Genomic DNA, 15,239 nt, shown 5'->3' with positions numbered 1-15,239 from the left:
CAAGAACCATTCTTGAGGAGAGCGTCAAAATGAATACAGTCAGTCCATCACTAGCTTCGGCAGCACAGGCTCTTTATACCCAAGCAAACGGGTTATCAGATACGCTATCTAAAGAACCAAAGCTAACAGATAAAACGACACCGGAAACGTCTTCTGCTCAAAATACGACCGTTACTTTATCGGATCAATCAAAAGCGCAGTCCGTTGATTATCAGGATTTAGCCAACAGCCAAACGGTTAATTCAAAAGCGTCTGTAGAAGATTCACCTGTTGACTCTAACCAGACAACCAATACAGTGACCAACACCGCTCAATTGCAAGCAGAATCAAACTACATGACGTCAAAAGAAAACGGTATCGTGTAACGCTTTACTCTAAAGCACTTGACCAGTTAAATAAGTGCTTTAGAAATTCTTCATACTTCTTCAATCTTATTAAATTGCACTATCTTGTTGAAGTCATTAAAATTTAGTTAACACTTAATGCAATGGATGGTATTAGGTTAGGTTTACTCCTTAAACCTCAAAGTTTAACTTGATTCAAACTGGCCTCCTCAGCTCTTTGAATCAGCTCCTCAGAAAAAATTAAACACGATACGGCCAATATCGTGTTTTTTTTTGCTTAAAATATCCCTCCTTATGATTAAAAAACGGAATCACTCTTATGAAAACCGTTAATGGTAAAGCTTATCGTCACGGACATGGTTCGGATGAACAGCATAAACAAGACCAGGCTCTTTTCTCTCAATTGTTGGAACACCACCAATCCCTGTCTCGTGAAACCACCCTTATTGAGAATGGCATTCGCGCGCGTACTTTCTCAGAAGACCCTCATTTGGCCACCGTATTACAAGAGCATGTCGCAGGAATGGAAAAACGCTTTGGCATGGGAAAGGCAATCCGGTCTTGGGACCCATTATTTGCAGCACTGTTTGAATATAAAGATGACATTCAAATGACATATCATTTTATTGAAAATGGGGTTGAGGCGATTATTACAGCAGAAGATCCGAAATTGATTGAGCTCATCCATGCGCACGATCAAACTTTGCACGGTTTTGTTGAAGAAGGATTTGAAGCTGGAAAGCGTGAAAGCCCGAAACCAGATTGGCTTGAATAATATTCAAATTTTATACTTGAATATCCAACTTCCCGTACTTATATAGCCATTATTAGAGACGAAAGGAAGCAATCAAATGATTATTATGTGCCCACACTGCGGTGGATTAAACCGCATCCCTGATGAAAAGTTGAATGACCATCCAAGCTGCGGTAAATGCCGATCAGCGCTTTTTACGGGTCAGCCGATTGAAATGAATTCAGAACAATTTTTGCGTGCTTTACATAAAACTGACCAGCCTTTAGTCGTCGACTTTTGGGCATCTTGGTGCGGTCCATGCAAGATGTTTGCGCCGACCTTTTCTCAAGCAGCAGCCCAACTGGAACCGCACGCAAAATTCATCAAAATAAACACGGAAACCGAGCAGCAAATCGCTACGCAGTTTAATATTCGTTCCATCCCGACGCTGGCGATTTTTAAAGAGGGACAAGAAGTCGCACGCCAATCAGGTGCGATGGATTTAGGAAGTTTCACAAACTGGGTAAAAAGCACAATTTAATGTGCGTGTGCTAGACTTAAAGTCTGAAATTTAACTTAATCTAAAAAGGCTATCCTATGGAAATCGGTTCACCGCTTCACAGACATCTTCTCATGAAAGGCATTTTGAGAACCGCTTTAAAAACGGCCTCGCTAGGTGTCATCATTGGATTGATGCTGATATTTCCCAGAATCATTCGTGAAAACACCTTCTCCACTGGTCTGTCCTATGCAGGACAGAGCATTATCCTGATTTCTTTTATCTACAGCTTGGTGATTGCTATTAAGAAGTATCGCAAAACCATCGGCTCACTGGATACGTAACTTTATCGGCTTTGAAAACGTGTCCAGTCAAGCCTAGGCAAGGACTGAGCCCAATTCAAAGCTTGTTCTCGCATCGGCTCATATTGCAGACTGTAAAACTGTTCATTTAAGAGTTCAATCATTACTCTGGCTTCATCACTGTGTCCATACTGAGATTCAAACCGCTCCAACCACTGCCCCAAACTTTGTTCTGACAGCTCACTTTCAGCCGAACTTTCTGGTTGAAAAAACACCCAGGCCTGGCCGTTTCTAATAGGCTTTAACTGTTTATGAGACCAGCGCATAATCGCACCCCAAACAGCCGTTGCAGAGTCCGCTTTTTTCAAGGCGGTCACCAACTGGTATTTTGTCCAGCTCGCTTTCAATAAAATACCAAGAGCCAAGACAATTAATACGGCAATGATCGCAACCACCGCTTGAAAAACAATCATCAGCCATAAAGGTATGACGACAAGCGTTTGTGCCGAAGTAAATTGGTCTTCTAACTTGCCTGTATTAACATCAAAATACGTTAACCGCAACGCTGGTAAATGCGTCAGCCCAAAATGATTCACACGGAAAGGTTGGTCAATTTTTACCTTGCTCGATAAACCATCAGAGGTCAGAGTGGTTTGTTTCTCAAGATTCGGCGTTAACCACTCGATAGACGCATCCCGACCTAATTGATTGGTGATATTGGGCAAGTCTGAAACGGCAACATTCTCACCGTTTAAATCTAAATACCAATTATATAAACGCCCTTTGACGATTAACTGGGACGAAAAAGCGTTTTGAACGGAAACTTTACCAAGCGGGATCACGGCAGGTAAGTAGCTCGGCAAGGGACGCACCTGAATGGAAGCAGGTGGTGCGCCAAAAACCCAGCGTTTATTGGTTTCATTTTGTATCCGAATGATGGGGGATTTTAATGCAATATGGCCGGTTTGATTCATTGTCACAGCGGATGCTAAAACCGTTTTTTTACCAAAAAAAGTGCCTTCTTGTATTTGAGGATCCGCCTGACCAATCCATTCATATGGCAAATCTGGCGTATTTTCAGGCAACACATTTTCAACCAAAATAGCAGCACTATCCGCTTTCACGCTAGCGGACCATAGCACCGTTTCATTCGGATAAACCGTCTTTTTCGGCTCTTGCCAAGATACGCTTACTTCGGGATTTTTAAGAACTTTAATCGTGGTAGGTTTCACGTGAAGCCTTCCAGCTTTCAATTCAGGAATAATTAAATTACCTGTCTTAACCGGATACAATTTAATTCGTAAACGATCAGAGTGGCCATCAATGTCATAAATCACAAACTGCTTTTGCAATTCGGTCAAGTCGAGCTTTTCATAATCCTTTTCAACTTCATACCCAGATAAAATCCAAGTAACCGGATTTCCCAATATCACTTCTTTCGGATAAATTTTACTCTCCGCTTGAGCGACACCGACAAACAGTAAAACGGTCAACAGGGACATTAATATGGTATGCATCTTCTTTACCATGGCTTCACCCCCGGTAAAGGATGAGATTGATCCTGTGTGGCTTGAAACCCTTCTTCCCGCTCAAAAATGTTTTGTAACAACCGAGCCTGATTGTCTTCCACACGTTGCATCTCATGCTCAAATTTTTCCATTCTGTAAATTCTTTTCTGCTGATCCAATATGGCGTTCGCCGTATCATTTAGCTGTAGTGAATTCGCCGTCGATAACGAAAAATCCGTTTCTTCCGGTTCATCCGGCAACACAAACTCTTTGCCATCCTTTTCGCCTTCAGGTGCATCTCCAGAAACCCCTTCACCGGCTTCGTCCTGGTTAGGTTTCTGTCCCCCATAAAATGCGCCATCTGCATCACGGCTGGTGTTGCCTTCACCCTGTCCGTCACCTTGTTCTTGATCTTGTTGCTGACCCTTTTGTTTTTGGCGTTTACGTTTGGCCAAAGCCAAGTTATGCTCGGCTTTTTCATAGTTAGGCCAGTACACCAACGCTTGTTCATAAGCCTCAATGGCTTGACGCGTTAGATTCGCTTGATAAAAACTATTTCCCAAATTGAACAGTGCTTGGGCACGTTGTTTATCGGTCACCCCATTCAAGGCGGCCTCTCTAAAATAAAATACTGAAGATTCATAATCTTCGGCCTTGTAAGCAGCCGCGCCCGCACCAAACCAACCTCGATAATTGTGCAACCCATCATAAGCTTGTTGAGAGGCATCATAGTCTTTTGCATTGAAAGCTTTGTACGCCTGAATTTCTTGACCAACTGTCTCGTCAAGTGCCCAGGAACTGGGTGTATAAAACAACACGCCCGACAAAACAGCCACGCCTAATAAAGCAAGGCTGCCAGAGTGAACAGAACGCCCGATTCGAACTGGAAAAAATGCCCACAGCAACGCAAAGAAGGCCACCCAAATAAAGGGCATGGCATGGTCTTGCCAAATAGGTAGTGCCGATTGAAATGAACGTTTTTTTGCCAATACACTGACCTCTTCCACCAACTGATTCAAGAAAGCCTCATCATTATTGGCTCTTAAATAGACACCGCCCAGTTGGGTCGCTAATTTTTGTAACGCAATCTGCTCCAAACGCGACGTCACCAACAAGCCACTGGCATGCAATGCGCCACTTGGATGCGTCATACTTGGAATTCTGCTGGCTTGTAAGTTCCCGACTCCAGCAAGAATCACCTTAGTCGAAGTATTCGCCACCGCCTTTAACGCCTCCGGAACAGCAACAATCTGATCCGGCTCAGGGGTGCCATTGGTTAACACCAACAACACTTGTGATTTTCCAGCCGTTTGCTGCAAATGGTCTGCACCAAAGATAATTGCACGATCCAACTGTGATCCCAGCGTCGGTAAAATACCCGGGCGCATCAAATCCAGATAATGCTGAAATAGTCCTCGATCAAACGATAAAGGGGATACCAGATGTGGGCGCCCGGCATATACCATTAACCCTAGTCGATCATTTGGCTCCAAACGATTGGCGAGGGATTCCACCAACGATTTGGCCAATAAAAATCGATTGGGTGCCACATCTTGTACCAACATAGAGCGCGAAGTGTCCAATGCCACCAAGATATCGACACCCGCACGCGTTGATTCTTGTGGCGCCGGCACCAAGGTTCTTGGCCCCGCCAACGCAACAATCAAACATACCCATGCCACCGTTAATAACCACTTAGGTTGAAACAAACGATTCCATTGGCGCAGAAAGAAACGCCCAGGCCTGGCTATTTTAGAAGTCTTTTTTTGTGTCAAAGACATCGTGTCTTGAGTGCTGGTCAAAAGAGATTGCTCGGTGACTTTTGCCCAAGGCAATAAATGACTTTCTGCATATTGACTGCTTTGCCGACGGCGTAGCCAGAAAGACACCGCTCCCCAAACAACCGGAGCCAATACAAACCATAGAGTCGTCGCATCACGCCACTCCCAATTCAGCAGGATCTCTATCACGCGGCCTCCTGTTGTAATCGGTTACTCAGTAATTGCACCAGCGCAAAATACAGCACAAATAACATCACACTCAGGGCAACAAGATAGGGATACAGCGCCACTTGCTGAAATTTCTTTCTGGGCACTTCCATTGCAACGCCTTCGGTTTGATCAATGGACTGTAAAACATTCTGTAAATCCTGCCCACTGCCAATTTGGTAATAGCGGCCATTGGTCTGTTCAGCAATTTGTTTTAACGAGTTGGATTCCAGTGCTTCATATAAAAGTCCACGAAACTCTCTTTGATCCGCCTCTTTAGAGTTTGCACCAACCCCAATGGTATAGATGGGAATATTTAACCCTTGCGCATAGTTAATCGCTTCAGCAATCGGTAACCGGCTATCTCGAGTCGAACCATCAGAGATCAAGACCACAATTCTATTTTCTGTTGAATCCGTGCTTTTTTCAGCCTGTTGCAAGGCCAACCCTAATGCTTCACCCGTCGCCTCATCGGTGCGTCCTGCCAGGTAAGGTTTTAGGCGCTTCAACATCAGTCGTGCTGTAGTGGCATCCGACGTCAATGGCATTAAGGTATATGCGTCATCTGCGTACAGAATAAATCCGAAACGATTGCCTGCCAACCCTGAAATAAATTGATCCAACACCGTTTGAATGACTTTTACCCGGCTTTGTGGCTTACCATCAATCTGATAGTCCTCTAATACCATGCTCACCGACGTTTCGACCACAAATACAATATCCCGGACATTTTTGGTTTGCGGTTCCGGTGGCAAAGGAATCTTTTTAATAGGCGTTGCTAGCGCCGTCACAATACCTAGCAACAACAACAACCGTATCACATTCAAGAGCCATTTAATGCCTTTAGAAGAACTCGGAACATGGGCATTAAACCCCAACTGATCGATTAATGGATGGCGGAATAAAAGTGATTTTGCATTTGCGGTCTGCTCCCAATCCGATGAGCCGGCTCTCACCCAATACAACAGTCCTAAGAACGGAATCAATCCGAGCAAATAAAACCATTCCGGATGAACAAACTGAACCTGGTGCCAGTTTTGAAAAACCTGAATCAATTCTTGAAATGCCATCATGGTTTTTCCCTTTTCAAAACCGAAAACAATTGCTTAATCAGGTTTAAACCTTGCGTAAAAACCTGTTTCAACATCGTGTTAAGGGTTGGCTGCGTTACCATTAAGGCATTTTCAAAATCCGACAAAATATCCTCTAAGGTTTCACGTGAAACGGGTTCTTTTGAAAAGCAGGCCTGGTCAATTTTGATCTGCAAGCGCATATGATCATGCTCTGTCAGCAGCGCCTGCTTTAAGGCAACTTGAAACCATTGATAGCTCTGTGTAGCCGTGCGTCTAAGGTCTGATACCTGCGATATTTGTTTTAATTGTTTTTGGGCTTTTTTAAGACGAATATTCAACCGAACCCGTTGCCAAAAATGCGCCATCAATGCCGCTATAATCAAAATAACCGCTACCGTCAGCAACAATGCTCCTAATATTTGCAGCCAAGCCAACCAGTCGATTCCGGGAGCCGTTGGCAATTCAATATCCATCAGCTTATTTTCAGCAATTTGACGCTCTATTTCTGTGGTACTAGGCTCTGGCATATACCCCTCCCACATTGAGTTGATCATTCAACACTTGCAAAGAGTCTACGGTAGACAAACTGACAACAGTCACCCCGACTTGATTCAGACGTTGAATTTTATGATCAAAATACTGTGCTGACCATTGCTGATACGCTTTTGCTTGTTGTGCCGACAGTTGAGACACTTCAAACTCGCCATTTAAGGATTGCAACTTCAAACCAGGCAATGGTGGCAACTGCTTTTCAACTGGATCATAAACCAATACCGCCTTTATCATGATTTTATCCTGCAATGCGGCTAACAGTTGCAACGTTGCCTCATCAAGGTCTTTAAAGTCACTCAAAATAATCAACCGATCACCGGACTGTAATCGTTGTTGGCAGACCAATAATTCATCATACAAACGTGGTTCCTGTGTCACAGCCAACGGGGGACAGGGAACTGAAGCAAATTCCATAAATCGTTCAAACGTACCATTACCTTCAAAGGTTGCTGAGTTTCGAACTTGTTCAGACAAAGCGATACCTTCAACCGGTAGTCCTGATTGCTGCGCTTGCCAAGCAAAAAAACCCGCCGCTCTTGCCGCTTGGACGACTTTGAGAGACTGTCGAGTTCCAAATCGCATCGACTGTCGTTGGTCTAAAAGCAACGTCCAGCTTTCCTGACGCTCTTCCTGAAATAATTTGGTATGTGCCTGGCCGGTCCGCGCCATTAAACGCCAGTTAATGCGTCGCACTTCATCACCTGGCTGATACCGACGGCTTTCTTCATATTCCATGCCCGACCCGAGATAACGACTGGCTTGCTCACCTTGTTTTCGGGCTTCACTGGCCTTCGGATTGGCAATCGGCTTAGTCACTATTTGCGACACCTCATCGCCCAGCGCATGAATTTGCTGTTCAGAAAGAATCGGCGCTTGCACTTGCTGGGACAACCCATCTGCGGAAGTCTGACTGAACCAGCTTTTAGCAAAGCTCCATATTGAAGAGAATCGCATGGCAGCGCTACGCATCATAATAATTTAAACAGTTTGAGTATCGGTATCTAGAACGGGAACAGGCACCAGTTCAATAATTTTGTCAATCACCGAATCTTCTGTCCATTGCTGTGCGCGTCCCGCAAAACTCACACGAATTCGGTGGCGTAAAATATCCGGTAACATGGCAATCACATCATCCGGTGTGACAAAGTCTCGCTCCTCAAGCCAGGCCTTTGCACTGGCAGCGTGCAATAACGACAAGGTTGCCCGTGGTGAGGCGCCAATTTCCAATACACCAGCGAGGCGCTCATCCCACTGTTCCAGTCGTCTCGTTGCCCCCGTCAGAGCCACCATATATTGCTCAACCGCTTCCGAAACATATTGCTCTGAAATCTGATGACGCGCCTGCAAAACTTTTTGCGGGGTTAGGAATGCATGAAGCACCTCTTTATCTTCACCAAAATGATGTGAACGATCACGACGTAGAATTTCCAACTCTTCGGATTCCGTTGGATAATCCAACACCACATGCAACATAAAGCGATCAAGTTGGGCCTCAGGTAGAGGGTAAGTACCGCTTTGCTCCAATGGGTTCTGTGTCGCCATCACGATAAACAATTCCGGCAGTTCACGTGTCAATCCGCCCGCGGTGACCTGTTGTTCCGCCATGGCTTCTAATAACGCCGATTGAACTTTTGGCGGAGCACGGTTAATTTCATCCGCCAATACAATTTCATTGAAAATCGGGCCTTTCACAAACGTCAGCTGACCGGTTTGGGTGTCTAAAATATCGGAGCCTACCACATCGCCCGGCATCAAATCCGGTGTGAACTGAATGCGCTGAAAAGAAGATTTGATGGCTTCGGAAAGGGTTTTAACTGCGGTCGTTTTAGCCAGGCCTGGCGGCCCTTCTAGCAATAAATGTCCCCCGGTCAGCATGGCAATAATCATCCTTTCCAACAAGGATTCCTGACCTACAATGACTTTTTGCAAATGCTGTTTCAGTTCTTTGAAATCGGCTTGTGTTGACATGTTTTCTTCCTTTTCGGGCCATCCCGTCAATGTGGCTTTAATATCAGTAAAGCCTAATTTTGTTTTTATGCAGTATAAAATAAAAATAAGCGCAAACTATGCAATCCCTGTGAATTCTCTTTTAAATATTTTATAACGTAATAAGAGATTTTATCCTAACGTTACTTGGTAATTTTAATTTGCACCCAAGCGCCTGACAGCAGCATGGCAATCCCAACCAGCCAGAACGGAGTTGACAGATCTTGTGACCATTGTGCCAGAATTCCCATCGCCAAAGCACCAAACGCATAGCCGGAATCACGCCAGAATCGATATATACCAATTAGACTCGCACGATGCGCCACCGGAGCATAATCTCCCACGGCTGCTCCCAAGTTTGGATACAGCATCGCCATTCCCAAACCAATGACTGCGGCTTCTATCGACCATAAAGTCACACCCTGCGTCATTGGGATGGACAATACCCCCAAACCACACAACCACATGCCCCAAACGATCAGCCCTTTTCGACCAATTTTATCTGATAGAGGCCCTGTTACCAATTGACTGCCTCCCCAAACCACACCGTAAACTGCAACAATGGCGCCGGCTTCTATCAGAGAAATCCCTTGAGAAAGAAAATAAACCGGTAAGAAAATCCACACAATCGCATCGGTAAATTTCTCGATTAAACCTGCTTGGTTGATTGCCACTAAAGAACCATTTTCCCAGCTGGCCATTTTAAAGAGTTGTTTTAATGATTTTTCAGCATGCTCTTCACCTGCCTTGCTCGCCATTTCATGATGTAACGCTGCCCAAGGCAAGGTTTCTTTAATGGTCCATTTGGCTAAAACTAATCCTAATAGAATCACGCTTAAACTGAAAATAAACAGCCCTTCTTTTGCGCCAAACCACTCAACAAAATAGGCGGTCACCAACCCAGCGATCCCGACGGCAGCATACCCCGAGAACTCATTCACACCGTTCACTAGCCCTTTTTGCGTCGATTTGGCTAAGTCCAATTTACTGTTCAAAGCCATGGACCAAGCCAATCCCTGATTAAATCCTAGCAGAACCGTGGCAAAGATAATCCAGTTCCAATTCGGAGCATATAACAAAATAAAAGGTACCGGCAACGCCACTAACCACCCCCAGATGAGGACGGTTTTTCGACCATACTGCTCACTGAGTTTTCCGGCAAACAAGTTCATCACGGCTTTAATGACTCCGAAAACCACCACAAAAGAAGCCAGCAGAAAAAAGGCTTTATTGGCCAAACCAAACTCAGATTCAGCCAGGCCTGGCACCACCACCCGAATCATCCCGATGGTTAGTCCCACTAAAAAGATTTGCAAAAGCTGTAACAAAAACTGGTGTTTATTCACCGAAATACCATGAATAAGGGTATTTTCTGAGGAATGTAATCGATGAGCCATAGTAATCTCGACTTGAGAATTCAAAATTGTCTTGCATTGTAACAGCGCTTGAAATAACATTCAATTGATTGATTGAATATAAATCTGATAGGGAGCATATTATGTTTTTAATTCAACGAGAAGTCCCCAGTGATCCATCTTCCATCTCATATTTCATGGGGTGTGCAGGCCAAGGAAAGAGTATAGCAATCGATGTTCACCAGGATGATGTGGACTGGTTTATCGAGCAAGCTAAACAAAAAGATGTGGAAATTAACTATGTGATTGATACCCATATTCATGCCGATCATGTTTCCGGTGCTAAAAAATTAGCTAAGCGCACAGGGGCTATGTATTGTCTTCATGAATCAGCGGCTCCCCAGTTTGACTTTCACCCCCTGAAAGACCAAGAAACCTTTACAGCAGGAAACGTGAGCGTTGAAGTACTTCACACGCCTGGCCACACAATGGATTCAATTTGTTTATTGGTAACGGACCTTTCACGCGGGCCGGCTCCTTGGTTTTTAATTTCTCAACATATTTTATTTGTTGGTAGCGTAGGAAGGCCAGATTTAAGAGGCCGTGAAAAGGAAATGGCCGCGCATTTATATGAATCAATCCACAGCAAAATCCTAACACTGCCAGATTATGTAGAAATCCTACCAGGAGCCAAAGCGGGTAGTGTTTGTGGCGTTGGCTTATCGGCCAAACCGGTTTCCACCATCGGGTATGAAAAGGCCAACAACTCAACCTTAAAATTGTCCAGAACGGCGTTTATAGAAAAGGTCCTGGAAGAGCTTCCGCCATTTCCAGATAAGATGGATGAAATTATTCAAGCCAACATTGAAAAGAGTTGAGCAGAATGTGTCAATGCCCTATATTATTGAATAACATGGGTTGAACAAGGAAGACAACGTGTCCACCGTCAAAAAACAATTATTTGAACAACTTGCCTTAATTGGCCAAAGTCTTTCCTCTCCCCAACGCATTGAGTTGATTGATTATCTTGCACAAGCAGAACGCCATGTTGAAGAGCTCAGCCAGCTTACTGGTTTAAGTGTTGCCAATACCTCTCGCCATTTACAACAGCTCAAACAGGCTGGGTTGGTTTCAACCCGAAAACAAGGTAAAAATCGTTTTTATCAATTAGCTGGAGAGGATGTCGTCAACCTAGTGAAAAAATTACGCCAAACCGCCGAATCCCACCTGGCAGAAGTAGATCGCCTCGTGACCTCTTTAATGCCTCAAAAAAAGGAAACACAAGCCATTACCAGTGAGGCTCTAGCACATCAAATGCAAAACACTCCCCTTATCGTCTTGGATGTACGACCGGCCAAAGAGTTTGAACAAGGCCATATCAAAGGCGCCGTGAATGTGATTCCGGAAAAAATAGATGAAACAATCGAACAGTTACCGAAAGACAAAACCATTGTGGCTTATTGTCGTGGGCCCTATTGCGTCTATTCCTATCAAATGGTGGAACACTTACGTGAAAACGGCAGAGATGCTTTACGGCTGGATGAAGGTTTTCCAGAGTGGAAAGCGGCTGGTTTGCCTTATGAAACCACACTTACTCATTAACTAACTTTAACTAACCCGATTTACCCAATCCTTAAAGGAGAACTTTATGAAAAAATCATCGAAGATTTTACACCCCTTTTTACTAGGGCTCGGCCTGCTTCTCTCTGCCCAGCTAGTGCACGCAAAAGAGATCAAACAGACGTTTAACGGTCTCACCTTAAATGCCAACTTAGTCATGGCAGACGGCAAAAGTTTCAAAGACGGAATGGTACTGCTAACCCATGGAACCCTAACGCATTCTGGACGCAGCACATATAGCGCTATCCAAAAGCTCTTGGCGGAACGCGGCATCAGCTCAATTGCCCCAAATTTAAGCCTAGGGGTCAATGATCGCCATGGAGAGTATGACTGTAGCGTACCACACAGACACTTACACGAAGATGCCCTAGATGAAATCGGTTTCTGGGTCGGTTGGCTGAAAAAACAAGGAACGGATAGCTTATCGCTGATGGGGCATTCTCGCGGAGGAAATCAAACCGCTTGGTTCAGTGTAGAAAGAGATGAACCCGTGATTAAGGATGTCATCCTCATTGCGCCACAGACCTGGAGCTACCAATCAGAAAAAGCGGGCTACCAGAAAAAGTACAACCAGTCTATTGACCCTATTTTCGCTAAAGCGGAAAAACTGGTCAAGGCAGGCAAAGGTGAAACGTTAATTAAAGATATTAACTTTATCTACTGCAAGCATACGGATGCCACCGCGAACGCCATCGTTAGTTATTATAAAAACGAACCTAGAATGGACACACCAACGCTGTTGAAAAAGGCAATCAAGCCGACGTTGGTCATTATTGGTACAGAAGATAAGGTGGTGGATGACCTAAGTGAAAAAATGGAAGCGGTCAAAAACAAACACGTGAGCGTTTTTGAGATTGAAGGGGCAAACCATCATTTCAGAGACTTTTTTGCTGAAGACCTAGCCGATCAAGCAGTGGATTTTATTCAAGCGCACCAATAACCTTTCTCAAGTCACTGGACGGCAACAGCCGTTCAGTATTTTGTTAGTACACTTCCACTCGATTACGTCCATGACGTTTTGCCAAATAAAGCGCTTCATCTGCCCGTTTAAACAACTGGGCTTCTGTTTCATTCTTATGATAGACCGTCGCACCCAAACTCACTGTCACTTGACCGACTTTTGGGAAAACAAATTCTTCAATCGCTTCTCGAATCTTTTCGGCCAATTTAGCGGTCAAAGAAGCGTCCAACTCTAAAGCAATTAACAAGAACTCTTCTCCTCCCCAACGACCAATATAATCGGTTTCACTCACAAGTTTTTGGACAATTTTTGCAATCTGCACAAGCGTTTCATCACCGATATCATGCCCAAAATCATCATTAATCTGTTTAAAATAATCAACATCGAACATGATCATGCCGAAACGACCACCATAGCGATTAATGCGTTTCATTTCCGCATCGATCACTTCAGTCAAATGGCGACGATTCCAGAGCCCTGTCAAAGCATCTTTCATTGCCAGATCATTCAATTCCTGTTGCATTTTGACCTGTTCAGAAACATCTTTTCCCGTTGAAACAAAATACTCAATCTCTCCATCCCGATTAAAAATCGGACTGATGGTGGTTTCTTCATAATAAGTAGAGCCGTCTTTGCAACGATTCATAATACGGTTGTGATACACCTCACCGGATAAAATCGTCTCCCATAGGGTTTTGGCCTTTTCCTGATCCTGCATCTCCGACTTCAACACCGCAGGGGTTTTCCCGATTAGTTCCTGTTCGGTATAACCGGTTTTATCCATTAATGCCTGATTCACAAACACCAAATAACCCGCTTTATCGGTGATTTTGACAAAATCTGCGGTTTGCTGAATCACTTTTGCGAACAGGTTGACCTGTTCTTCGGATTTCACGGACTCAGTAATATCCATAATCTTGCCCAATAAATGCGTGACACGATCGGCGTCATCTCGCTCAAAGGTTAGACGAATGTCAATCCAAGCATAGGTTTGGTCAGATTTTCTTAAGCGGACACGCTTGGAAAGATATGGCGCGCCGGAATCCGCTTGCTCAGCAACAGCTTGCTCCAGTCCAGCTAAATCATTGGGGTGGATAAGGTCCTGATAGGAGACCTCTTGCGCATAAAATTTTTCTGGTGCATACCCAAAAGCGCTGAAGTTTTCACTTAAAAAAAGGACAGGCCATCTAGGTGCGTATTCGCAATAGAAAACAATTGTTTCGCTGTCATTTATCAGATTCAGTATTTTATGATGCAAATTCCACACTCTCATATTGTCTGTTATATTTCTAAGTAATCATGCCATCATAAAAAAAAATACCAATTTTTGTAGGTTTTTTTAATGAAAGTTTTTAAGCTGAAATAAGAAAAGTTTATTTCCAAAATCAAATTGGGATACCAAACCATCAAGTCAGCGTCTTAGTTGTCTAAATCGCCTATAATTTCTTTTTTGTATAAACTGTTTTAAAGACCTCATCATGCCCAAAGCTTCTCACAAAAAGGATCGCAACTTCGATACCTTAATCGACCAGTTTGAAAAACGTGTCTATGACACCGTCAAAGGCGAATGGCGACTCAAATTGCTTAAAGAGGATTTGGATATCATTAGAAACACACCCCAAAAACTCCCAGGCCTGGCTGAAAAAGATGCTGCCGCCGGCTTAAATGCTCTTTCAATTTGGGACGCCGGTTGTGGCTTTGCTCAAATCAGTCAATGGTTTGCCGAAGCCGGACATCAGGTGGTCGCCTGCGATTTATCCCAGAAAATGTTACAAAAAGCACAACACAACTTTGCCGAATCTCGCTTGGAAGCGACCTTTTTACATGGTTCAGCACAATCACTGGCGTCCACCTTGCCACAGTTTGATCTGGTGCTGTTCCATGCGGTGATCGAATGGCTGGCCGAACCAGAAGCCGGCCTGACGGCCATAGCTGAAAAAGTAAAACCCAATGGTCACTTATCTTTATTGTTTTACAACCGTAATGCGTTTGTTTACACCAATGTCTTAAAAGGGCGTTGGCGCTGGCAACATATTTTGTCGAATGCCTTTATCGGGAAAGGCAAGAAACTGACGCCCCCCAACCCGCAATACCCCGAAGACATCATTCAACAACTCAAAGACCTTGGGTTTTCGATTCAGCAACAAACCGGCATTCGGGTCTTTCATGACTACTTAACCCCCGAGGTTCTAAAACACAGTGACACACAAGAACTGCTTGATTTAGAATACCAATACTGTCGGCGTCCCACTTATCGCGATATGGGGCGTTACATTCATATTCTCGCTCGCAAGGCGACTTCATAAACCAATGGAACA

The 15,239-nt window shown here is 44.2% G+C and carries 16 protein-coding genes; 8 read left to right on the top strand and 8 right to left on the bottom strand.

Annotated elements, in window-relative coordinates; all coding sequences use genetic code 11:
• The first annotated feature begins 29 nt into the window (after positions 1–29).
• The 4 genes from GHNINEIG_RS00450 (at position 30) to GHNINEIG_RS00435 (ending at position 1,920) form a co-directional block, all read left to right on the top strand.
• A complete protein-coding gene (locus GHNINEIG_RS00450; protein WP_135794828.1) occupies positions 30–365 on the top strand; it encodes a hypothetical protein in 336 nt (111 codons plus the stop codon).
• Between the two features lie 298 nt (positions 366–663).
• Positions 664–1,119 carry a hypothetical protein gene (locus GHNINEIG_RS00445; RefSeq protein WP_135794827.1) on the top strand — a complete coding sequence of 152 codons (456 nt, stop codon included), beginning with the start codon at positions 664–666 and terminating at the stop codon, positions 1,117–1,119.
• A gap of 76 nt (positions 1,120–1,195) precedes the next feature.
• Entirely contained in the window at positions 1,196–1,618 is a 423-nt protein-coding gene (trxC, locus tag GHNINEIG_RS00440; RefSeq protein WP_135794826.1) for a thioredoxin TrxC, read from the top strand.
• A gap of 56 nt (positions 1,619–1,674) precedes the next feature.
• Entirely contained in the window at positions 1,675–1,920 is a 246-nt protein-coding gene (locus GHNINEIG_RS00435; protein ID WP_135794825.1) for a hypothetical protein, read from the top strand.
• A 2-nt stretch (positions 1,921–1,922) separates the two neighbouring features.
• Here the strand turns inward: GHNINEIG_RS00435 and GHNINEIG_RS00430 are convergent, their stop codons facing one another.
• From GHNINEIG_RS00430 to GHNINEIG_RS00400, 7 genes are all read right to left on the bottom strand, one after another.
• Entirely contained in the window at positions 1,923–3,395 is a 1,473-nt protein-coding gene (locus tag GHNINEIG_RS00430; protein WP_189636897.1) for a BatD family protein, read from the bottom strand.
• 5 nt (positions 3,396–3,400) lie between these two features.
• A complete protein-coding gene (locus GHNINEIG_RS00425) occupies positions 3,401–5,356 on the bottom strand; it encodes a VWA domain-containing protein (RefSeq protein ID WP_135794823.1) in 1,956 nt (651 codons plus the stop codon).
• A complete protein-coding gene (locus GHNINEIG_RS00420; protein ID WP_135794822.1) occupies positions 5,353–6,447 on the bottom strand; it encodes a vWA domain-containing protein in 1,095 nt (364 codons plus the stop codon). The genes GHNINEIG_RS00425 and GHNINEIG_RS00420 overlap by 4 nt, the downstream gene beginning before the upstream one ends.
• Positions 6,444–6,974 carry a DUF4381 family protein gene (locus GHNINEIG_RS00415; protein ID WP_135794821.1) on the bottom strand — a complete coding sequence of 177 codons (531 nt, stop codon included), beginning with the start codon at positions 6,972–6,974 and terminating at the stop codon, positions 6,444–6,446. Before GHNINEIG_RS00415 ends, GHNINEIG_RS00420 begins: the two co-directional genes overlap by 4 nt.
• Complete coding sequence (locus GHNINEIG_RS00410; RefSeq protein ID WP_135794820.1) at positions 6,961–7,971, bottom strand: DUF58 domain-containing protein; 1,011 nt, start codon at positions 7,969–7,971, stop codon at positions 6,961–6,963. Before GHNINEIG_RS00410 ends, GHNINEIG_RS00415 begins: the two co-directional genes overlap by 14 nt.
• Positions 7,972–7,977: 6 nt before the next feature.
• Positions 7,978–8,967, bottom strand: a complete 990-nt coding sequence (locus GHNINEIG_RS00405) for an AAA family ATPase (protein WP_135794819.1) — start codon at positions 8,965–8,967, stop codon at positions 7,978–7,980.
• A gap of 161 nt (positions 8,968–9,128) precedes the next feature.
• The gene (locus GHNINEIG_RS00400; protein WP_135794818.1) at positions 9,129–10,382 is read right to left on the bottom strand and encodes an MFS transporter; all 1,254 of its coding nucleotides are present in this window, start codon (positions 10,380–10,382) and stop codon (positions 9,129–9,131) included.
• A 101-nt stretch (positions 10,383–10,483) separates the two neighbouring features.
• Here GHNINEIG_RS00400 and GHNINEIG_RS00395 point away from each other — a divergent pair, with 101 nt between their 5' ends.
• The 3 genes from GHNINEIG_RS00395 to GHNINEIG_RS00385 are packed head-to-tail and all read left to right on the top strand — an operon-like array spanning position 10,484 to position 12,900.
• Entirely contained in the window at positions 10,484–11,218 is a 735-nt protein-coding gene (locus GHNINEIG_RS00395; RefSeq protein ID WP_135794817.1) for an MBL fold metallo-hydrolase, read from the top strand.
• A gap of 58 nt (positions 11,219–11,276) precedes the next feature.
• Positions 11,277–11,942, top strand: a complete 666-nt coding sequence (locus tag GHNINEIG_RS00390; protein WP_135794816.1) for an ArsR/SmtB family transcription factor — start codon at positions 11,277–11,279, stop codon at positions 11,940–11,942.
• A gap of 46 nt (positions 11,943–11,988) precedes the next feature.
• Positions 11,989–12,900 (top strand): alpha/beta hydrolase, encoded by a 912-nt coding sequence (locus GHNINEIG_RS00385; RefSeq protein WP_135794815.1) that lies wholly within the window; start codon positions 11,989–11,991, stop codon positions 12,898–12,900.
• Positions 12,901–12,943: 43 nt separating this feature from the next.
• Here the strand turns inward: GHNINEIG_RS00385 and GHNINEIG_RS00380 are convergent, their stop codons facing one another.
• Positions 12,944–14,194 (bottom strand): sensor domain-containing diguanylate cyclase, encoded by a 1,251-nt coding sequence (locus tag GHNINEIG_RS00380; protein ID WP_223260902.1) that lies wholly within the window; start codon positions 14,192–14,194, stop codon positions 12,944–12,946.
• 205 nt (positions 14,195–14,399) lie between these two features.
• Here GHNINEIG_RS00380 and GHNINEIG_RS00375 point away from each other — a divergent pair, with 205 nt between their 5' ends.
• Positions 14,400–15,227 (top strand): methyltransferase domain-containing protein, encoded by an 828-nt coding sequence (locus GHNINEIG_RS00375; RefSeq protein ID WP_135794813.1) that lies wholly within the window; start codon positions 14,400–14,402, stop codon positions 15,225–15,227.
• Positions 15,228–15,239 lie beyond the last annotated feature (12 nt).

It is taken from the genome of Hydrogenovibrio crunogenus (genome assembly GCF_004786015.1).
Taxonomy (GTDB): Bacteria; Pseudomonadota; Gammaproteobacteria; order Thiomicrospirales; family Thiomicrospiraceae; genus Hydrogenovibrio; species Hydrogenovibrio crunogenus.
Note: the sequence above shows the minus strand (reverse complement) of the source record. Positions and strands in the feature narration are given on the sequence as shown.